The organism is Agrobacterium sp. MA01 (assembly GCF_009650195.1).
Taxonomy (GTDB): Bacteria; Pseudomonadota; Alphaproteobacteria; order Rhizobiales; family Rhizobiaceae; genus Allorhizobium.
Window position 1 is genome coordinate 3,803,697 of sequence record NZ_CP045854.1, and the last position, 18,427, is coordinate 3,822,123.

Sequence of the window (18,427 nt, forward strand, 5' to 3'; positions counted from 1 at the left end):
GAGAGCTCCAGATCATGATTGCCCTGCGTTCCATCATCTTCAACATCGCCTTCTACGCGAACATCATCATCCGGATGATCGTGCTGTTTCCGATCTACTTCCTCTTGCCGCGCAAGAAGGCCTTCTTCGTGCCGAAGGACTGGGCGCGCGCCAATCACTGGCTGATGGAGAAGATCGTCGGCACGACGTTTACGGTCGAGGGGCTGGAGAACATCCCGAAGAGCGGCGGCTACATCCTGGCGCCGAAGCACCAGTCCTTCTGGGACACCTATGCGCTGCTGCCCTGGCTGGATGATCCGGTCTACATCCTGAAGCGCGAGCTGATGTGGATCCCGGTCTTCGGCTGGTATGTCGCCAAGCAGCGGATGATCCCGGTCAATCGCGGCGCCAAGGGCAAGGTCATGGCGCAGGTCATCGAGCGGACCAAGGTGGAAATGGCCAATGGCCGCCAGCTGATCATCTATCCCGAGGGCACCCGCCGTCCGCCGGGTGCGCCGCCGGAATACAAATATGGCATCGCCCGTCTCTACCGCGACATCAACGTGCCCGTCGTACCCGTGGCCATGCATCCCGGTCTCTTCTGGCCGCGCCGCAAGTTCCTGCGTTTTCCGGGTCACTTCGTCGTGCGCATCCTGCCGCCAATCGAGCCGGGTCTCGATCCCGACGTCATGCAGGCGACCCTGATGGAACGCCTGGAGGCGGCAAGCGACGAATTGCTGATCAAGACGGCCAAGGACAACCCGCATCTGCCGCTGCCTCACACGGCCGTGAACAGGCTGAAGGAACTCGGAGCACTCTGAACGCATTCAACACGGGAATACGTGTGGGGCTTCAGGCTCCGTTCGCGGTGATGGCGGAAGCCACGCTCTCGAGCCAGTGGTCACGGATGCCGATTTCCCTGAGATGGGCGACGGTGTTGGCGACATAGACCGGATTGGGACCCGAGCGACCGACGGCGCCCTCGACGATCTGCGCCGCCTCCTCGACCGTGACGGCGCCTGCATATTGCGGGTGGGCCCGGTCGATCACGTAGGTGAGTGCCCTTACGGAGCGGCCGTCGGCCAACGTGGTGCGGACGTGGCGCTCAAGATAGACGCTGGTGACGAGTTCGCGTTCGCGCAGATAGTCAACGGTGGATTGCCACGAAGATGGCGCGACACGGAACGCGACGCCCTTGCAGGAGCCGCCCCGGTCGAGCCCGAGGACCAGTCCAGGGCGCTCTTCGGTTCCGCGGTGGACATAGGAGCGCACACAGAGGGAACGACGATAGCCGCCGAGCCGGGCAAGCACTCTTTCTTCATAGGGAAAGCCCGGATTCCACATCAGCGATCCGTAGCCAAAGACCCAAAATTCGTCCATATCGCACGCCAATCCAAGACACGTGAAGTGATCGCAACGAGGAGCATCCCATGGCCATGTCGACCGCGCCGGAAAGCACGATCAGCCGAAAGGTTGTCCGGCTCGGCGTTTTGATCGTCCTCGTCATCGCTGTCTATAGTGTCGGCTGGTATTTTGCTGCGGAATTTCTGAAGAAACGCATTCTGACCTTCTTCGGCGGCGGAAATCCGGCAGGCGTGACCGCGACCTGCGAGGATGCGACGCTTGGCGGCTATCCTTTCCGCTTCCGGCTGAATTGCACGCGACTTGCCTTCGACGATCACTTCCAGGGTGTGGCCGCCTCCTTCGGCCCGATGCGCGCCGCAGCCCAGATCTACAATCCTGGCCATATCGTCTGGGAACTGGACGGGCCGGCGGAAATCCGCTCGGCACTCGGCTTCAACACGGCGCTGGACTGGACCAACATGCAGTCGAGCTTCCGCATCGGACTATCAGGCCTGTCGCGCAGTTCGCTGATGATGGAAGGGCTCAGCGCGACGGTCACCTCCACCGTGTCGAACCTGCAGGTGCAGATGACGGCGCCGAGCGCCCAGTCGCATGTCCGCCAGAACGAAGGCAATCTCGACTACGCGACGCTGGTGCGCGATGTCTCGGTCTCGATCGACGGCACCCAGATCGCGCTTCCACCCGTAGCGGCGAGCCTCGACGCCACCTTTGCCGACAAGGGCGGATTGCTCGATCCGCGTGTGGCACAGGAGCAGAAGCTCTACGGCACGAGGGGCGAAATTCGTCGCATGGTGATCGACATGGGTGAAGGCCGCGTCCTGACGCTGAGTGGCCCCTTCGAGGTGGGTGAGGACGGCCTGATCTCCGGGCGGATCAAGTTGCAGGTCGAGCAAATCCGTGCCTGGCGCGATGCTGTGAAGACGGCTTATCCCGAGCAATCAGACATGATCGACAATGTCGCCAACGTGCTGCGGGCACTCGCCTTCGGCCGCGACGACAGCGAAGCCGAGATCACCATCCAGAATGGCGTGGCATCGCTCGGCTTCATCCCGCTTGGACAGATCCCGCCCCTCTGAGGCGGCGGGATTGGCTCACTTGTCGAGCGCGTGACGGCCGAAGTCCGGCACATCGACATCCTGGCCTGCCTGGACGATCGAGCGGCGGATGGTGCGGGTGCGCGAGAAGAGTTCGAACAGCTTGTCGCCCTCACCCCAGCGGATCGCCCGCTGTAGATAGGCGAGATCCTCCGAAAACCGTGCCAGCATTTCGAGGATCGCATCCTTGTTGTGCAGGCAGACATCCCGCCACATGGTCGGATCGGAAGCGGCCAGACGGGTGAAGTCGCGGAAACCCGAAGCGGAATACTTGATGACTTCCGATTCCGTCACGGCCTCCAGATCGTCCGCCGTGCCGACGATGTTGTAGGCGATGATATGCGGCAGATGCGAGACGATGGCCAGCACCTTGTCGTGGTGCTGCGGATCCATCTCGTCACACATCGATCCCAGCGCCTCCCAGAAGCCGCGCAGACGGGCCATCGCCTGCCCGTCCGTACCCTCGAGCGGCGTGAAGATGCACCAGCGGCCCTTGAACAGGCCGGGAAAACCGGCGTCGGGACCGGACTTCTCCGTACCCGCCAGCGGATGACCGGGAATGAAATGCACACCGTCTGGCATATGCGGCGCCATCTGCGCGATGACGGATGCCTTGGTCGAGCCGACATCGGTGACGATGGCGCCCAGCTTCAGGTTGGGCGCGATCTGTTTGGCGACCGCTTCCGAAGCGCCGACGGGAACGGAGACGATGACGAGATCGGCATCCTTGACCGCCTCGGCGGCAGACTCGACATAAGCAGTACCGAGCTCCAGTTCTTCTGCCCGCTTCAGCGTCTCGGCGCTGCGGGTCGAGATGACGACCTCTTTAGCCAGCCCAAGCTTCTTCACGTCGCGGGCGATCGACGAGCCGATGAGGCCGATACCGATCAGGGCGATGCGGTCGAACAGGATTTCAGACATCAGGTGCGTTCCATGAATTCGGTGAGGGCAGTGATGACGCCGGTATTGGCCTCCTCGCTGCCGATCGTCATGCGGAGTGCATTGGGAAAACCATAGGACGAGACGGCGCGCAAGACGAAGCCGCACGAAGTCAGGAAGGCATCGGCATCAGACGCGCGCTTTCCGTCCTGGTCAGGGAAGTGGATCAGGATGAAATTGGTGACCGAGGGCGTGACCTCGAGGCCAAGGGCGGTGAGCGCTTCCGAGACCCGGGCGAGCCAGACCTGGTTATGCTCGAGGGCTTTCGCCACATGCGCCTGGTCGTGCATGGCGGCAGCCCCGGCGAGAAGTGCCGGCGTGTTAATGTTGAACGGCCCGCGCACCCGGTTCAGCGTGTCGATGATCTCGGCGGGGCCATAGATCCAGCCGATGCGCAGAGCAGCCAGCCCGTAGACCTTGGCGAAGGTCCGGGTCATCACAACGTTGCGGTTTGCAGACACGAGCTCGATACCCGCTTCGTAATCGTTTCGGCGGACATATTCCGCATAGGCGGCGTCGAGCACGAGGATGACATGCGCAGGCAAGGCCGCATGCAGTCGCTTGATATCGGCATAGGGCACATAGGTGCCAGTCGGATTGCCCGGATTGGTGAGGAAGACGATTTTCGTCCGCTCGGTCACGGCGGCAAGGATTGCATCCACGTCGACGCGCCGATCGGCTTCCCTGACCGTCACGGGCGTGCCGCCGGCCGCCAGGATCTGGATCCGATAGAGCAGGAAGCCATGTTCGGTGATGATGGCTTCGTCGCCGGGCCCGACATAGATGTTGGCGAGCAGGGCCAGCAACTCGCCCGAACCATTGCCGCAGAGGATGTTGGCCGGGTTCAGCCCATGCACCTCGGCGATCGCAGCACGCAGCACGCGCGCCTGTCCGTCAGGATAGATCTCGAGCGTTTCGGCCGCCATGCGGAAGGCGTCCATGGCCTTCGGGCTTGGACCAACCGGCGTTTCATTGGACGACAGCTTGAAGACGCGGGAAACACCGCCCGCATGGTCCTTGCCAGGAACATAGGCGGCGATCTCCATGACCCCGGCACGGGGTGTCGGCTTCGTCGAGGCGTTCATGAGGCGCATTCCCGGCCAATGGATGGCAAGAGGCCACCCCTTCACATGGGATTGGGATTACTGCGGAAAACGCGCTTTGTCGAGGCGGGCGAGCGCCGCAGCCTGGCAATGGGACGCCCGACACAACACGCTTTTCAGACCTCGGGAGACCGATTGCGGGTCGTCGGCACGCCCTGCGGTGCGAGCACCGGCGCAAAGACGCGGCGGGAGGCACGCGCGGCAACGGGCAGTCCCTGATAGAGCCGTTTCTGCGCCTCGACGACGATGACGCCGGAAAAGGCCGGCCAGAGTACCTTACCAAGCCGCTCGAAGCCTCGGCGAAGGCGGAGGACTGCACGGATCTTCGACGGCGGGAAGAACAAGGCCTCTGCCGAGGCACCGGGTGTGAAGTTGGTCTCGCGCAGCAGCGCCGTGAGCTGGCCACGCGAATAGGGACGGCCCGAACCGAAGGGCGTGTGCTCCATGCGCGCCCACACACCACGACGGTTGGGCACGACGATGACGAGGCGGCCGCCGGGGGCGAGCACCCGCCAGACCTCCTTCAGCGTCTCCCGCGGGTTCTCGGCGAATTCGAGTGAATGCACCATCAGCACGCGGTCGACGGAACTGTCCGGCAGCGGCAGCTCCTCGTCGAAGACGAGCGTCGTGGCCGAGGGCTCGCCGACCGGCCAATTCACCGCTCCCTGCCCCGCCGGCATGAAGGCCATGGTGCGCTCGGTGTCGGCACGGAAGCGTTCGAGAAAGGGAATACAGTAACCAAGGCCGACAAGCCGCTCCTGTGGCAGGCGCGCCCAGACCGAGGATATTGCCAGCGCGACCGACTGCTCCGCCACTCGGCCGAGCATCGTATAATAAAACTGCCTCAGATCCACGATATCGACATGCATGAACTTATTGTTAGCAGCCCATCCTTGGACTTCAAGCTGCAAGAGGATACATTCGCGCCAACGAGGTGGGACATAAAAAAGCGGGTCAACAATGAAATCACTGCAGATCGAGGTATTCCTCTGCCGAAGTGACAACTTCGGCGTCCTCCTCCATTGCCCGGAAACCGGCGAGACGGCGTCGATCGACGCACCGGAACTCGATCCGATCGTGGCGGCCGCGGAGAAGCGGGGCTGGGCGATCACCCACGTCTTCACGACCCACCACCACGGTGACCATGTCGAGGCCAATCTGGCACTGAAGGAGAAATACGGCTGCGAGATCATCGGCCCGCGCAACGAGGCGGCGGCGATTCCCGGCATCGATCGGACTGTGGGCGACGGCGACGAGTTCACCTTCGCCAAGCGGCCAGTGCGGGTGATCGAGACGCCGGGCCACACTGCGGGGCATATTTGCTACTACCTACCCGAGGATATGCTGCTCTTTGCCGCCGACACGCTCTTCGCCCTCGGCTGCGGGCGCCTCTTCGAACGATCCGCGCTCGACATGTGGCATTCCCTGCAGAAGCTTGCGGCGCTGCCCGACGAGACCATCGTCTATTTCGGCCATGAATACACACTCTCGAATGCCCGCTTCGCACTGACGGTCGATCCGGAGAATGCCCGGCTCAGATCCCGCGTCGAACTGATCGAAATGCAGCGCAAGCGTGGCGATTTCACCATTCCGACGACGATCGGACTGGAGAAGGAAACCAATCCCTTCCTGCGCGCCGGCGACCCGGATATCCGCCGCACGCTCGGCATGGAGGGCGCGACAAATGACGAGGTCTTCGCGGAAATCCGCAAGCGCAAGGACTCCTTCTGATGCAGGCAGCCGATATCATCGAAACCCTCGGCATGCAGCGTCATCCCGAGGGCGGCTGGTATGTGGAAACCTATCGGGACGAACACGGCGGCCCCCGCGGCCATTCGACGGCGATCTACTATCTCCTGCAGGCCGGCGAACGGTCTCACTGGCACAAGGTCAACGATGCCGCCGAGGCCTGGCACTACTATGCCGGTGCGCCGCTTGCCCTGCACCGTTCGAAGGACGGCGTGACGCAGGAGACGGTCGTGCTGGGGCTCGATCTCGCGGCCGGTCAGCGTCCTCAGGCAATCATTGATGCCGATGAGTGGCAGGCGGCGGAAAGTCTCGGCGAATTCACGCTGGTCGGCTGTACCGTAGCGCCCGGCTTCGACTTTTCCGCCTTCGAAATGGCGCCGTCAGGCTGGGCACCGGGCGCATAAGCCCGCCAATCAGATCTCGGACAGCGTCACCGTCAGGATCACCTGCGCTGCATAATAGGTCGCCCAGACGAAGTAAGCGGCCATGCCATCGATCGGGTGATCGGGGCCCGTCCAATATTTCCGGATCGTCAGCACGATGTCCGAGAGAATGAAGAGCGTCGCGCCTACAAAGGCGATCGGATTGGCGAGACCGAGCGTCAGCCAGACCAGGACCATGAACAAGAAGACATAAATGCCTATGGGCAGCGCCAATCGTCCGGCAGGCTTCCAGATGCGCATAAGCACGCCGAAGGTCAGGATCGCGACAAGCGCGCCGGCGATCACCCGCCAGGGTTCGGCAAAGGCGATCTCCAGGTCGGCAAGGGTCGCGAGCAAGGCCACATAGGCGATATGAGCCGAGAGAAAGGCGGCGACACCACCGACAAAGGCTCGGTCTCCTTCAAAGGCGAGTGACCAGTCGCCAAGGGCTCCGAACAAAAGGGCGGCAATCAGCAGCGGATGGGCGCCGACGGCATAGGCATAGAGGGCGAGCAGCAGGACAGGCAACGTCTTCCAGACGGCCCGGAACACGGTTTTTTCCCGCGGCAGGATCCAGAGATAGCTGGTACCGAGCGCGACCGAAAGCCAGAGGATGCCGGTCGCAGTGGCCATTCAATCTCCCGTCAGGTCGCGCGCTCCGATTTGCGGAAAACCATATCGCGAGCCGCGAGCACAGCGCCACCTGTGATAAGCAGGCATGAAAGGCCAATTCTGACGCTAATCTCGCCAAAGCCAAAAATAATCAGGATCAGCGTGGACAGAAGCGGCGCGGCATAGCTGGAAACGCCGAGGATCTGGATGTCGCCGTTCTTCACCCCATAGTCCCAGACATAGAAAGCAAGACCCACAGGAAGCAGCCCGAGCCCGATCACCGCGGCCCATTGCGCCGTCGTATCCGGCCAGACGGTGGTTTCGAGCGCGAGATGGCAGAGAAGTGAAAGAGCCGATGTCGCAAGGCAGAAGCCGGTGACGACATCGGTCGACACCGTCTCGAACTTGCGGCTGACAAGCGAATAGGCGGCCCAGGTGAAGGCGCAGAGCAAGGCGGTGAAATAGCCGAGGCTATAGGCCGGGTCGAAAGCGAAACCGTTCTTGCCGACGATGAGCGCGGTTCCGGCAAGGCCGCACAAAGCACCGACGATATGGTGCCAGCCAAGTCTCTCACCCGGCAGGAGCGCCGAACCAACGACGATCAGCAGCGGCCAGAGATAGGCGATCAGCCCGGCCTCGACGGCCGGGGCATTCCGGAGTGCGGTGAAATAGAGAAAATGATAGCCGAAGAGGCCACCGACGCCGGCGAGCCAGACCTTCGGCGGCTGGCGGAGCTCCTTCAACCGTTCCGGTTTGGCGATGAACACGAAGATGCCGGGCAGGCTGCCGATCGCAAAGGTGATGGCCGAAAGCTGGAAGGGCGGCATCGTCCCGGAGGCCGCCGTCATCAGCGCGAGGAAGGACCACATCAGGATCGCGGTGAACCCGATCAGCGTTGCCTTGGTCTTCATGAAATCCCCTGACGCGGGGCACGCCCGCTGAAACTAGCCGTCGAACTTTTCTGCTGTCACATGCACGGTTCCGTAGCGGGTCGGGATCCTCGCATAGACAGGTGCATATAGCTGCAGCGTCGCAGTCTTGGCAAACCAGATCTCCATGCCGGTCACCGACTTCAGATACTCGATGTCCTTGCGGCCCTGGCGGTATCCGGACTTCGGCACGTAGCGGACCGAACAGACGATGGCCTCGCCCTTGGCACGGCCAGCAGAGAAGGTCTCGGAGCGGTTCGGAGATAGAACGAGATCCATGCGGCTTTCGCCGTCATAGACGGGCAGTATCTGACCGCAAACGTCAGCATCTCCGGGGATGAGGAGAGCACCGATGGGATCAAGCACCGACTTCAGGTCGTCAGGCTGGACGGGGACCCAGGTGCCCGGCTTCGGCCGCTCCGGCGTGACCCTGGTTTCCACCACATTGCCACCGGCAAAAAGCACCTCGTAGGTATGTTTCCGCTTGCCGCTCTTGTAGTCGAGCACATAGCGCTCGGGGTTCATGGTCCCGCCGGACATGCGCCCGGACACGGTGCTGTCGGCAGACACCTCGCGCACGATGTCCACGAGGCTCGACGAATGGAACTGGCCGGAAATGGTGTAACGGTCGTTTTCGACGGCCGTCTGAAAGGTCATGCGCGCAATCGGCAAGACACCGAGAGAAACCTTGTAGGATGTGTCGTAGCGATAATCGGCAGCCCCGGCACCACCGGCGGCAAGGACGAGGAAGGCGGTAAGGAAGCCGGTCGGACGCAAATGCCATCTCCATCATGGGAATGCCGGCGGGCCGGCGTCTAGAACATGCAGTCTCGCCGTGGACTGTGGCAAGAAAATATCCTACACCCGGTCTGCCGCCCGGAAAATCCAAGGTTTGGCTTGACGCGCCGGTTCTCACTGACTATAGAACCGCAACTTTCCAATCAGACGCTGTTGGATTGCCTCGCCGGCATTTGGCCGGAAGCGATGCGATGGCCTAGAAAAACAATAGGTGTACCATGTCCCGCAGTTGCGAATTGACCGGCAAGGGCGTCCAGTCGGGCAACAACGTGAGCCACGCGAACAACAAGACCAAGCGCCGGTTCCTTCCGAACCTGTGCGACGTCACGCTGATCTCGGACGCTCTGAACCAGCGCTTCCGCCTGCGCGTTTCGGCTGCTGCCCTGCGCACGGTCGAGCATCGCGGTGGTCTCGATGCTTTCCTGATCAAGGCTTCCGAAACCGAACTGAGCATGCGCGCTCGTCTGCTGCGTCGCCAGATCGTCAAGAAGACCGCCGAAGCCGCTTAATAGCGTCATCCGGCCAGACTTTCGAAAGGCTTGACCGGCACGCCGGGCAAGCCTTTTCGTTTGGGGTATACTGAGAGGCGAGAGCCTCGCATACCGCCCTACCCTTACATTTTTGTCCCTCCAACTGGTGGCATCACCCAGGATAAAAAAATGCTGAACAAGCGCTATTTCTTTGCCTACAGTCTGCTGATGACGACAATCGTCGTCGCCTCGAACTTCCTCGTCCAGCATCCGGTCAATGGCGTTCTGGCCGGCATCAATCTCGCCGACCTCCTGACCTTTGGCGCCTTCACCTATCCGATCGCCTTCCTCGTCACCGACCTGACCAACCGTCAGTTCGGCCCTCAGGTTGCGCGCCGCGTCGTTCTCGTCGGCTTCATCGCGGGTGTTCTCCTGTCGATCCTGCTGGCCACGCCGCGCATTGCGATCGCATCGGGCTCGGCCTTCCTCGTCGGCCAGCTGCTCGACATCTCGGTTTTCAACAGGCTGCGCCAGCAGACCTGGTGGAAGGCACCGCTGATGGGCTCGCTGATCGGCTCCGTGCTGGACACGATCATCTTCTTCTCGCTGTCCTTCGCGCCCGTCTTCGGCTTCATCGGCCCGAACGACGACTTCGCGATTGCCGCAGCCCCGATCCTCGGCGTGATGTCGACAGAAGCGCCACGCTGGATCTCCTGGGCGATCGCCGACTTCGGCGTGAAGATGCTGATCGGTTTCATCATGCTCCTGCCCTACGGCGCGCTGATGAGTGTCGTTCGCCCCATGCCGACAGCCTCGCGCACGGCCTGACGGCAGCGAAACCAAACGATCAAAGACAGCCTCGGGAAACCGGGGCTGTTTCGTTTTCTAGGGGTGAAGACGTCAGGACTGAGGCGCGGAGAGCCGGAATTCCAGCATCAAGTTCCGCTGCAGGATCGAATGGTTGTCGTCGGAGACGACGATCAGCCGAACGGAGCCGTCGGGCTCGGGAATGGCATCGATGCCTTCCATATTGTCGATCTGGGATCGGTAATTGGCCTCGAACAGGATCTCGCCATCGACAACAGCATCCGGTCGAATGCTGCCCCCGTCGACGCGGCGCAAACGCATGCCCACACCTCTGGCGATGGTGAAGCGGCGCTCGAGCAGCAGGAGATCGCCATCCGGCAGGAAAGTCGCATCGGTGATGTCGAAACCGTCACGCGGACGCACTCGAAATTCGCCGGCAAGCGGACCACCGAGGATCGCCGCATAGATATTGCCGTTGCCGTCGAAGCTCTTTTCGGAAATCGCCACCAGCGCCCCGCCGAGCGGTCCGTCCTTTTCGGCGATCACCAGCGCCTCCAAACCGCCATTGCTGCGCAGGACGTCGAGATCGAAGGGGAAGGCGAGCGGTTCAGACGGCACTGCCTTGCCGAGGTCGGCCAGAGAAGCGTAGGACACGACGCGGTGACGCTGTTCGAAACCCACGAAGGCACTGTTGCCATCGACGGCAAGGCTTTCGGCATCGACAAAGAACTTGCTCGGGCTCTCTTGCCCCGACGCGTCCAGCAACGGCGCAAGTTTGACGGCGTCGACACCAGCGAGTCGGCCCTCGGCATCGCGCCTGATCTCTCCCTCGATCCAGTAGCCCGTGTCGAACACGCCGAGGAAGCGGCTGTCGTCCAGGAACCGGATCGACGAGAAGGCGCCGAACAGCGGCTCGGATGAGGACAGCTCGACACCGCTGAGGAATGTCAGTCCGGGCGCGATGGTCGGATTGCCGCCGAGTTCAGTGAACATGTCGCTGTCGACCGGGATGGACAAGGTCTGACCGGGCGGGATGACCGAAGGCGTACAGGCGGAGAGCGCAAGCAGGCCTGCCAGCGCAGAGCTCAGGCCAAGACGCCGCCCATAGATCGATCGCTCAGGCACGCAGGCGCGCCCGGCCTGTGCCACCGGACGGCTTTTCCTCGAAGAGCGAGGCGAGCTGTTCGGTCATGGCGCCGGCCAGTTCGTCAGCGTCCACGATGGTGACAGCGCGGCGATAGTAGCGCGTGACATCGTGGCCGATGCCGATCGCCAGAAGCTCAACCGGAGACCGCGTCTCGATCTGCTCGATGACGGCGCGCAGATGGCGCTCGAGATAGTTGCCCGGGTTCACCGACAGCGTCGAATCGTCGACCGGAGCACCATCCGAGATCATCATCAGGATCTTGCGCTGCTCGCGCCGCCCGATCAGGCGGTTATGCGCCCACATCAGCGCTTCGCCGTCGATGTTTTCCTTGAGCAGGCCCTCGCGCATCATCAGGCCGAGATTGCGGCGCGACCGGCGCCAAGGGGCGTCGGCAGACTTGTAGATGATGTGGCGCAAATCGTTGAGGCGGCCGGGCGCTGGCGGTTTGCCGCTCGCAAGCCACTTCTCTCGGCCCTGTCCGCCCTTCCAGGCCTTGGTGGTGAAGCCGAGGATCTCGACCTTGACGCCGCAGCGCTCGAGCGTGCGGGCAAGGATGTCGGCACAGGAGGCGGCAACCGTGATCGGACGGCCGCGCATCGAGCCGGAATTGTCGATGACCAGCGTCACGACGGTATCGCGGAACTTGGTGTCCTTCTCCTTCTTGAAGGAGAGCGGCTGCATGGGGTCGATGATCAGGCGGGTGAGACGCGCCGGATCAAGATAACCTTCTTCCAGATCGAAGTCCCAGGAGCGGTTCTGCTGCGCCATCAGGCGGCGCTGCAGGCGGTTTGCGAGCCGGCCCACGGCACCCTGCAGGTGCGCGAGCTGCTTGTCGAGGAAAGCGCGCAGGCGCTCGAGCTCGGCCTCATCGCAAAGCTCTTCAGCCGTGATCTCCTCGTCGAATTCCTGGGTGAAGATCTTGTAGTCGACCTTCTCGTTGAAATCGTCGAACGGGGTCGCCGGACGGCGCATTTCGCCGGGCGTCTCGCTGTCGTCGTCGCCCTCGTCCGACATCTCCTCTTCGGAGATTTCGGCACCGTCCATCTCGCCGTCGTCGAGCTGTTCCTGCGAGGCTTCGCTTTCTTCCGCAGGCGCGGAATCCTGACCGGCTTCGTCTTCGGACGTTTCTTGGTCCTGCTCGCCGCTGCGCGGCTGCTCCTCGTCGGTGGACTGCTCGTCCTCGCTCTGCTCCTGATCGTCGCCCATGTCCTCTGCCATGTCCATGGCCGACAGCATGTGGCGGATCACGCGGGAAAAGGCCTGCTGGTCTTCGATGACGGACGAGAGATTGTCGAGGTCGGCACCGGCCTTGTCCTCGATGAAGGGACGCCAGAGATCAAGCACCTTGCCGGCCGTTTCCGGCGCCTTCTGGCCGGTGAGCTTTTCGCGCACCAGCATGGCGACGGCCTCGCCGATCGGCGCATCTTCCTGCCGGCTGATCGTCGAGAAATTCGCTTTCGCGTATTTCTCGGTGTTCATCGACTGGATGTTGGAGGCCACGCCTGGCATGCGCAGCGACCCGAGCGATTCCACACGAGCCTGTTCGACCGCATCGAAGATGGCGCGGGCATCTGTGCCCTGCGGTGCCAGTGCCGCATGGACCTTCTGGTCGTGGCAGGCGAGCCTGAGGGCCATGGAATCGCCAAGACCGCGGGTCACGGCGAGCTCATGGGCGGTCGGACGCTTGGAGAGTTCCGGCAGGCGAATGCGCTCGCCGGCAAGACCAGGACGCTCGTTGGCGAAGGCGACCTCGACCTGCGGATCACCCGCAATCGAACGGACGCAGCCCGTGATGGCCCGGCGCATCGGTTCCGTGTCTACTCCACCGCCGGCTCTCGCCTTCGAATTGTCGCCGCGCCCTGCCATGCTTCTCAGTCCTTATGCGCCGAGTACGATATTGGCCGCACTTTCCTTGAGTTCCACGCCGAAGGCGCGCTGATACTGCTCGGCCACCAACGTCCGCTCAAGTTCATCACACTTGTTGAGGAAGGTGACGCGGAAGGCGAAGGCGACATCGCCGAAGATCTCGGCGTTCTCGGCCCAGGTGATGACTGTACGCGGGCTCATGACGGTCGAAAGATCGCCGTTGACGAAGGCGGCACGTGTCAGGTCTGCAAGGCGGACCATGCGCGAAACGGTGTCGCGACCCTCGGCGGTCGAGCCGAAACTCTTCACCTTGGCGCAGACGATATCGACTTCCTTGTCATGCGGCAGATAGTTCAGCGTCGTCACGATCGACCAGCGGTCCATCTGCGCCTGGTTGATCTGCTGCGTGCCGTGATAGAGGCCCGTCGTGTCGCCGAGGCCAACCGTGTTGGCGGTCGCGAAGATGCGGAAGGCGGGATGCGGGCGGATGACGCGGCTCTGGTCGAGCAGCGTCAGGCGGCCGGCCGATTCCAGCACGCGCTGGATGACGAACATGACATCCGGGCGGCCTGCGTCGTATTCGTCGAAGACGAGCGCGACATTGTGCTGATAGGCCCAGGGCAGGATGCCGTCCTTGAATTCGGTGATCTGCTTGCCGTCCTTGAGGACGATGGCGTCCTTGCCGACGAGATCGATACGGCTGACATGGCTGTCGAGGTTGACGCGCACGCAAGGCCAGTTGAGGCGGGCCGCAACCTGTTCGATATGCGTCGACTTGCCCGTGCCGTGGAAGCCGGAGACCATGACGCGGCGATTGTGGGCAAAGCCGGCGAGGATGGCGAGCGTGGTTTCACGGTCGAAAAGATAGTCCGGATCGAGGTCCGGCACATAGGCGTCACCCTTGGAATAGGCCGGCACCCGGATGTCACTGTCGATACCAAACACTTCGCGCACCGACACGGTGGTGTCGGGGAGATTGGTAATATCAAGATCAATTTTGCTCATCGTTTCTCCATGCCGGGCGCCACCGACCGGCCGCATCTCATCGCTGCTGTGTGTTCGGATTAACAGAAACCGGCCTGCTTTAACAATTTGTAGGCTTCAATAACAGCGCGAAAACGCTCTTCCGAAGCCCTGTCTCCGCCATTTGCGTCGGGATGGTGTTTTTTTACAAGCTCCTTGTAGCGGGTCTTGATGTCGGTCGGCGTGGAGCTGACGGTAAGTCCAAGCGTATCAAGCGCTTTTGCCTCAAGGGCCTTGAGTTTTCGATCCGCCGCTTGATAGCGCGACGCACCGCCGCGGCCTTGCTGCACGAAGCCGAACGGGTCCTTCATGCGCGCCTGTGACGCAGCCGAACCGGAACGCATGGTGGAGTGAAGCGGGCTCGCCTTCGCCGCCTTGTTGACTCCCACGGTCCAGGTCGGGCGATGACCGGTGATCGCCTCCTTCTGGTAACGCGCGATCTCGGTGTCCGAGAGGCCGGAGAAGTAGTTATAGCCCTTGTTGTAGTCCTTCACGTGCTCGAAGCAGAACAGGAAGAACTGGCCCTCGGCATGCCGACCCACAGGCGCGCGATGGGCCCCCGGCTTGTCGCAGCCGTCCCATTGGCACACAGGATTGGATGGTTCGGGCTCCGCTGCCCGCTTTCGCCGGGTACGTATCCCGTCGAAATATTTCGAGTCGAGTTTCATGCGCTAATTATGGGGCTCAGGAAGGGGTCGGACAAGAATTGACAAACCGGTTTGTTGCGCGCTTTGTGGGGCGTTTTGCGAAGCAGCAGAAAGAGGTAAGACCATGTCGGTAAAGAGCCGGATCGAGACCCGTCTGACGGAGGCTTTCAGCCCCGAACGGCTCGTCGTGATCGACGAGAGCCAGCACCATGCCGGCCACCAGCCCGACATCACCGGCACGGGTGAAACACATATGCGTGTTCGCATCGTCGCATCCGCCTTTGAGGGCATGACGCGGCTTGCGCGCCACCGGGCCGTGACCGATCTGCTGAAACCCGAACTGGACGCCGGCCTGCATGCGCTGGCCATCGAGCCCGCCGCCCCCGGCGAGCCCACACGCTGGTAGTTTTCGTCTGAAATCAGACCTCCGGCTCGGCCGCATCGATCGGCCGGATGCGCAGACGCGTGATGCGGTTCTTCTCCCGCTTCAAGACGATGAAGCGCTTGCCGTAGAAGGTAAAGGCCTGGCGCTCCTCGGGGATCGACTTCGACTCGTGGATGACGAGACCGGCAATCGTCGTTGCCTCCTCATCCGGCAGCAGCCAGTCCATGGCACGGTTGAGGTCGCGGATCGGCACGCCGCCATCGACGACGATCGACCCGTCGCTGTCCTGACGCACACCCTGGATCTCCAGATCATGTTCGTCGGAGATATCGCCGACGATCTCCTCCAGGATATCTTCCAGCGTCACCACACCCTGCACTTCACCATATTCGTCGACGACCACGGCGAAATGGGTCTTACGGCGCAGGAAGGCGTTGAGCTGGTCCTTGAGGTTGGTGGTGTCAGGCACGAACCACGGCTTCTGGGCAATCTTGACGATGTCGATGTCCTGCGGCTCGACATTCGGCTCGGCGAGCGCGCGGATCAGATCCTTGGCATGGATCACGCCGATGATGTTGTCGGTCGCGCCACGCCAGACCGGCATGCGGGTGTAAGGACTTTCGAGAATGTTGCGGATCGCGGTCTCCGGCGCCTCGTCGGCATTGACCGCCCGCATGGCCGTGCGATGGATCATGATATCTGACACTTCGAGTTCGCCCAGATCGAGGACACCCCCGAGGCGGTCGCGGTCGGCCTTGATCACCGATCCCTCGCGATGCAGGAGGGCGACTGCGCCGCGCAGTTCCTCATGCGCAGAAAGCATCGACGCTTCGCCGGAGATCGAAACACCGAACATGCCAAGCAGCTTGCGCACGATCCAGTTGACAAGGCTGGAAAGCGGCCCAACCACGGCGACGAACGGGCGAACGAGCGGGGCAACAAACAGCGCGAAACGTTCCGGCGCAGAAATCGCCCAGCTCTTCGGCAGGACTTCCGAGAAGATGACGAGCAGAACGGTCATCAAGAGCGTTGCGATCGCCACGCCGGAATCGCCGAAAAGGCCGAGAAACAGGCTGGTCGTCAGTGACGAGGCGAGAATGTTGACCAGGTTGTTGCCGATCAGCAGAGCGCCGATCAGCCGGTCGCGCCGTTCGATCAGGATGTTGACCACCCCGGCGCGGTCGTCGCCATTGACCTCCAATGTGTGCATGCGCGCACGCGACGTTGCGGTCAGCGCTGTCTCGGAGCCGGAGAAGAAACCAGAACAGCAGATCAACAACAGGATGGCGACCAGCGTCAGCCAATACTCGGCGAGGCCGGCAAGGATTTGCTCGATCATGATGGGCGCATCTCCTCAATGAAACGCTGAACTTCGGATGCCGGCACATCGTCTGCGACGAAGGATTGGCCGAGACCACGGGTGAGGATGAAGGTGAGCTGACCGCTCTTGACCTTCTTGTCCTGGGCGATGGCATCCATCAGGACACCGGTCGGCGGCAATTCGCCGGGGATCTGATCCATGCGCGTTGGCAGGCCGACGGCCTTCAGATGCGCCTCGACGCGATCCGCGAGATCTGGACTGACCAGGTTCATGCGCGCCGAGAAGCGATGCGCAAGCACCATGCCGATCGAGACCCCCTCGCCATGCACGAGCCGGCTGCTGTCATACTGTGTTGCGGCTTCGAGCGCATGCCCGAAGGTGTGGCCGAGGTTGAGCAGAGCACGACGGCCGTTCTCCCGCTCGTCGGCGGCGACCACGTCGGCCTTGGCCTGACAGGAGACGGCGATCGCTTCGATACGGGCCGCACCGCCCGCAAACACCTCGCGCCAGTTCGTCTCCAGCCATTCAAAAAAGTCTGGCTTGTCGATCAGGCCGTATTTTGCCACTTCCGCATAGCCGGCGCGGAATTCTCGCTCCGACAGCGTGTCGAGCACGTCGGTATCGGCGAGCACCAGATCCGGCTGATTGAAGATGCCGACGAGGTTCTTGCCCTGCCGCGCATTGATGCCGGTCTTGCCGCCGACCGAACTGTCGACCTGCGAGAGCAGCGATGTCGGGATCTGCACGAAACGCACACCACGCCGGACGATGCCGGCGGCAAAACCGGTGAGATCGCCGATGACACCGCCGCCAAGCGCAATCACCGTGTCGTTGCGCTCGATGCGCGCTTCAAGCAGCACGTCGCAGACCTTGGTGAGATAGTCGAAGCTCTTGGTCTTCTCGCCGGCGGGAAGCGTGACCGAGACTGCCTCGATGCCATCGGTCTGGAGGCTGTCCATCAGGCCGTCGAGATAGCGCGCACCGACATTCTCGTCGGTGACGATGGCCGCACGGCGACCCTTGATGCGGGTCGAGATTTCGCCGCCGGCACGCGCCATCAGGCCAGGCCCGATGAGGATGTCATAGGAGCGCTCGCCCAGCGGCACATGCACCAGGCGTTCCGATGTCTCGAGCTTCGTCATTGCGTCTTGTCCTTGCCGATATGTTCGATCACAGAGGTCAGGACCTCGTTGGCGATCACTTCCTTACGCACGTCACGCGACTGGACAGTGATATCCGCCAGTGCATAGATCGGATATCGCTTGTCCATCAGATCCTTCAGCGTCTGCTTCGGGTTCTCGGTCTTCAACAGGGGCCGGTGATCGCGCTTGTTCACCCGCTCCCAGAGAACGTCGAGATCGGCATTGAGCCACACCGAAAGCCCGCCACGCTCGATCTGCTTGCGGGTCCTCTCGTTGATGAAGGCGCCGCCGCCGGTCGACACGACCCGCGGCCCCGTCCGCAACAGGCGCTTGATGACACGGGTTTCGAGCGCGCGGAACTCCTCTTCGCCATAGGCGGCAAAGAGTTCGGCGATGGTCATCCGCGACACCCGCTCGATCTCCGTATCGGTATCGACGAAGGGCAGACCGAGTTGCTGCGCGACAATCCGACCGATCGCCGACTTGCCGGCCCCCATCAGACCAACGAGAACAAGATTGCGTTTGCCGAGCGCCGTCTTGGCACGCACACCCAGACTGGGAGCAAGGTTGAGGATCGTATCGGTCATCGGCCTGTTCACGACTGTTTCATGACCTATTGACATATAGAG

General features: G+C 62.3%; 21 protein-coding genes. 7 read left to right on the forward strand and 14 right to left on the reverse strand.

Annotation, left to right across the window (positions count from 1 at the left end; all coding sequences use genetic code 11):
* Positions 1-14: 14 nt before the first annotated feature.
* On the forward strand, positions 15-800 hold the full coding sequence (locus GH983_RS18175; RefSeq protein WP_153763160.1) for a 1-acyl-sn-glycerol-3-phosphate acyltransferase: 786 nt from the start codon (positions 15-17) through the stop codon (positions 798-800).
* 31 nt (positions 801-831) lie between these two features.
* On the opposite strand, the gene GH983_RS18180 is transcribed toward GH983_RS18175, so the two are convergent.
* Positions 832-1,359, reverse strand: coding sequence for a gamma-glutamylcyclotransferase (locus tag GH983_RS18180; RefSeq protein WP_069042921.1), 528 nt, complete (start codon positions 1,357-1,359; stop codon positions 832-834).
* A gap of 50 nt (positions 1,360-1,409) precedes the next feature.
* Between GH983_RS18180 and GH983_RS18185 the strand changes: the two genes are divergently transcribed.
* Positions 1,410-2,420 carry a DUF2125 domain-containing protein gene (locus GH983_RS18185; RefSeq protein WP_069042920.1) on the forward strand — a complete coding sequence of 337 codons (1,011 nt, stop codon included), beginning with the start codon at positions 1,410-1,412 and terminating at the stop codon, positions 2,418-2,420.
* A gap of 15 nt (positions 2,421-2,435) precedes the next feature.
* On the opposite strand, the gene GH983_RS18190 is transcribed toward GH983_RS18185, so the two are convergent.
* From GH983_RS18190 to GH983_RS18200, 3 genes are all read right to left on the reverse strand, one after another.
* A complete protein-coding gene (locus GH983_RS18190) occupies positions 2,436-3,377 on the reverse strand; it encodes a prephenate/arogenate dehydrogenase family protein (RefSeq protein ID WP_245280860.1) in 942 nt (313 codons plus the stop codon).
* Positions 3,359-4,462 carry a histidinol-phosphate transaminase gene (hisC, locus tag GH983_RS18195; protein WP_153763161.1) on the reverse strand — a complete coding sequence of 368 codons (1,104 nt, stop codon included), beginning with the start codon at positions 4,460-4,462 and terminating at the stop codon, positions 3,359-3,361. The genes GH983_RS18190 and hisC overlap by 19 nt, the downstream gene beginning before the upstream one ends.
* 134 nt (positions 4,463-4,596) lie before the next feature.
* Positions 4,597-5,349 carry a class I SAM-dependent methyltransferase gene (locus GH983_RS18200; RefSeq protein WP_054149904.1) on the reverse strand — a complete coding sequence of 251 codons (753 nt, stop codon included), beginning with the start codon at positions 5,347-5,349 and terminating at the stop codon, positions 4,597-4,599.
* A gap of 91 nt (positions 5,350-5,440) precedes the next feature.
* On the opposite strand from GH983_RS18200, the gene gloB reads away from it, so the two are divergent.
* On the forward strand, positions 5,441-6,211 hold the full coding sequence (gene gloB / locus GH983_RS18205) for a hydroxyacylglutathione hydrolase (RefSeq protein ID WP_153763162.1): 771 nt from the start codon (positions 5,441-5,443) through the stop codon (positions 6,209-6,211).
* Positions 6,211-6,633 carry a cupin domain-containing protein gene (locus GH983_RS18210; protein WP_153763163.1) on the forward strand — a complete coding sequence of 141 codons (423 nt, stop codon included), beginning with the start codon at positions 6,211-6,213 and terminating at the stop codon, positions 6,631-6,633. Before gloB ends, GH983_RS18210 begins: the two co-directional genes overlap by 1 nt.
* Before the next feature lie 9 nt (positions 6,634-6,642).
* Here the strand turns inward: GH983_RS18210 and GH983_RS18215 are convergent, their stop codons facing one another.
* Genes GH983_RS18215 through GH983_RS18225 form a run of 3 tightly spaced genes read right to left on the reverse strand, consistent with a single transcriptional unit; the run spans position 6,643 to position 8,969 of the window.
* Positions 6,643-7,284 carry a lysoplasmalogenase gene (locus GH983_RS18215; RefSeq protein WP_153763164.1) on the reverse strand — a complete coding sequence of 214 codons (642 nt, stop codon included), beginning with the start codon at positions 7,282-7,284 and terminating at the stop codon, positions 6,643-6,645.
* A gap of 11 nt (positions 7,285-7,295) precedes the next feature.
* Positions 7,296-8,174 carry a DMT family transporter gene (locus GH983_RS18220; protein ID WP_153763165.1) on the reverse strand — a complete coding sequence of 293 codons (879 nt, stop codon included), beginning with the start codon at positions 8,172-8,174 and terminating at the stop codon, positions 7,296-7,298.
* Positions 8,175-8,207: 33 nt separating this feature from the next.
* Positions 8,208-8,969: a DUF3108 domain-containing protein gene (locus GH983_RS18225; protein ID WP_153763166.1), complete on the reverse strand. Its 762-nt coding sequence runs from the start codon at positions 8,967-8,969 to the stop codon at positions 8,208-8,210.
* 239 nt (positions 8,970-9,208) lie between these two features.
* Here GH983_RS18225 and rpmB point away from each other — a divergent pair, with 239 nt between their 5' ends.
* Both rpmB and GH983_RS18235 read left to right on the forward strand, forming a co-directional pair.
* Entirely contained in the window at positions 9,209-9,499 is a 291-nt protein-coding gene (gene rpmB / locus GH983_RS18230) for a 50S ribosomal protein L28 (RefSeq protein ID WP_006724535.1), read from the forward strand.
* A gap of 150 nt (positions 9,500-9,649) precedes the next feature.
* Positions 9,650-10,288 carry a VUT family protein gene (locus tag GH983_RS18235; protein ID WP_054149898.1) on the forward strand — a complete coding sequence of 213 codons (639 nt, stop codon included), beginning with the start codon at positions 9,650-9,652 and terminating at the stop codon, positions 10,286-10,288.
* Between the two features lie 72 nt (positions 10,289-10,360).
* Here the strand turns inward: GH983_RS18235 and GH983_RS18240 are convergent, their stop codons facing one another.
* Genes GH983_RS18240 through GH983_RS18255 form a run of 4 tightly spaced genes read right to left on the reverse strand, consistent with a single transcriptional unit; the run spans position 10,361 to position 14,971 of the window.
* On the reverse strand, positions 10,361-11,416 hold the full coding sequence (locus GH983_RS18240; RefSeq protein ID WP_153763167.1) for an esterase-like activity of phytase family protein: 1,056 nt from the start codon (positions 11,414-11,416) through the stop codon (positions 10,361-10,363).
* Positions 11,385-13,280, reverse strand: coding sequence for a cobaltochelatase subunit CobT (gene cobT, locus GH983_RS18245; protein WP_054149897.1), 1,896 nt, complete (start codon positions 13,278-13,280; stop codon positions 11,385-11,387). Before cobT ends, GH983_RS18240 begins: the two co-directional genes overlap by 32 nt.
* A gap of 12 nt (positions 13,281-13,292) precedes the next feature.
* Positions 13,293-14,285 carry a cobaltochelatase subunit CobS gene (cobS, locus tag GH983_RS18250; protein ID WP_054149896.1) on the reverse strand — a complete coding sequence of 331 codons (993 nt, stop codon included), beginning with the start codon at positions 14,283-14,285 and terminating at the stop codon, positions 13,293-13,295.
* Between the two features lie 59 nt (positions 14,286-14,344).
* Positions 14,345-14,971 (reverse strand): J domain-containing protein, encoded by a 627-nt coding sequence (locus GH983_RS18255; protein ID WP_069042914.1) that lies wholly within the window; start codon positions 14,969-14,971, stop codon positions 14,345-14,347.
* Positions 14,972-15,074: 103 nt separating this feature from the next.
* Between GH983_RS18255 and GH983_RS18260 the strand changes: the two genes are divergently transcribed.
* Positions 15,075-15,356, forward strand: a complete 282-nt coding sequence (locus GH983_RS18260; RefSeq protein ID WP_054149894.1) for a BolA family transcriptional regulator — start codon at positions 15,075-15,077, stop codon at positions 15,354-15,356.
* A 13-nt stretch (positions 15,357-15,369) separates the two neighbouring features.
* Here GH983_RS18260 and GH983_RS18265 read toward each other — a convergent pair whose 3' ends face one another.
* The 3 genes from GH983_RS18265 to GH983_RS18275 are packed head-to-tail and all read right to left on the reverse strand — an operon-like array spanning position 15,370 to position 18,385.
* The gene (locus tag GH983_RS18265) at positions 15,370-16,674 is read right to left on the reverse strand and encodes an HlyC/CorC family transporter (protein WP_054149893.1); all 1,305 of its coding nucleotides are present in this window, start codon (positions 16,672-16,674) and stop codon (positions 15,370-15,372) included.
* A complete protein-coding gene (gene aroB, locus GH983_RS18270; RefSeq protein ID WP_054149892.1) occupies positions 16,671-17,798 on the reverse strand; it encodes a 3-dehydroquinate synthase in 1,128 nt (375 codons plus the stop codon). The genes GH983_RS18265 and aroB overlap by 4 nt, the downstream gene beginning before the upstream one ends.
* On the reverse strand, positions 17,795-18,385 hold the full coding sequence (locus GH983_RS18275) for a shikimate kinase (protein WP_153763168.1): 591 nt from the start codon (positions 18,383-18,385) through the stop codon (positions 17,795-17,797). Before GH983_RS18275 ends, aroB begins: the two co-directional genes overlap by 4 nt.
* Positions 18,386-18,427 lie beyond the last annotated feature (42 nt).

Excerpts from the sequence above, each read along its gene's own strand:
- GH983_RS18265 (WP_054149893.1), bottom strand. The coding sequence starts at position 16,674 with ATGATCGAGCAAATCCTTGCCGGCCTCGCCGAGTATTGGCTGACGCTG.
- cobS (WP_054149896.1), bottom strand. The coding sequence starts at position 14,285 with ATGAGCAAAATTGATCTTGATATTACCAATCTCCCCGACACCACCGTG.
- GH983_RS18255 (WP_069042914.1), bottom strand. The coding sequence starts at position 14,971 with ATGAAACTCGACTCGAAATATTTCGACGGGATACGTACCCGGCGAAAG.
- GH983_RS18275 (WP_153763168.1), bottom strand. The coding sequence starts at position 18,385 with ATGACCGATACGATCCTCAACCTTGCTCCCAGTCTGGGTGTGCGTGCC.
- GH983_RS18185 (WP_069042920.1), top strand. The coding sequence starts at position 1,410 with ATGGCCATGTCGACCGCGCCGGAAAGCACGATCAGCCGAAAGGTTGTC.
- hisC (WP_153763161.1), bottom strand. The coding sequence starts at position 4,462 with ATGAACGCCTCGACGAAGCCGACACCCCGTGCCGGGGTCATGGAGATC.
- rpmB (WP_006724535.1), top strand. The coding sequence starts at position 9,209 with ATGTCCCGCAGTTGCGAATTGACCGGCAAGGGCGTCCAGTCGGGCAAC.
- GH983_RS18200 (WP_054149904.1), bottom strand. The coding sequence starts at position 5,349 with ATGCATGTCGATATCGTGGATCTGAGGCAGTTTTATTATACGATGCTC.
- GH983_RS18235 (WP_054149898.1), top strand. The coding sequence starts at position 9,650 with ATGCTGAACAAGCGCTATTTCTTTGCCTACAGTCTGCTGATGACGACA.
- GH983_RS18180 (WP_069042921.1), bottom strand. The coding sequence starts at position 1,359 with ATGGACGAATTTTGGGTCTTTGGCTACGGATCGCTGATGTGGAATCCG.
- gloB (WP_153763162.1), top strand. The coding sequence starts at position 5,441 with ATGAAATCACTGCAGATCGAGGTATTCCTCTGCCGAAGTGACAACTTC.
- cobT (WP_054149897.1), bottom strand. The coding sequence starts at position 13,280 with ATGGCAGGGCGCGGCGACAATTCGAAGGCGAGAGCCGGCGGTGGAGTA.
- GH983_RS18210 (WP_153763163.1), top strand. The coding sequence starts at position 6,211 with ATGCAGGCAGCCGATATCATCGAAACCCTCGGCATGCAGCGTCATCCC.
- aroB (WP_054149892.1), bottom strand. The coding sequence starts at position 17,798 with ATGACGAAGCTCGAGACATCGGAACGCCTGGTGCATGTGCCGCTGGGC.
- GH983_RS18220 (WP_153763165.1), bottom strand. The coding sequence starts at position 8,174 with ATGAAGACCAAGGCAACGCTGATCGGGTTCACCGCGATCCTGATGTGG.
- GH983_RS18215 (WP_153763164.1), bottom strand. The coding sequence starts at position 7,284 with ATGGCCACTGCGACCGGCATCCTCTGGCTTTCGGTCGCGCTCGGTACC.
- GH983_RS18175 (WP_153763160.1), top strand. The coding sequence starts at position 15 with ATGATTGCCCTGCGTTCCATCATCTTCAACATCGCCTTCTACGCGAAC.
- GH983_RS18260 (WP_054149894.1), top strand. The coding sequence starts at position 15,075 with ATGTCGGTAAAGAGCCGGATCGAGACCCGTCTGACGGAGGCTTTCAGC.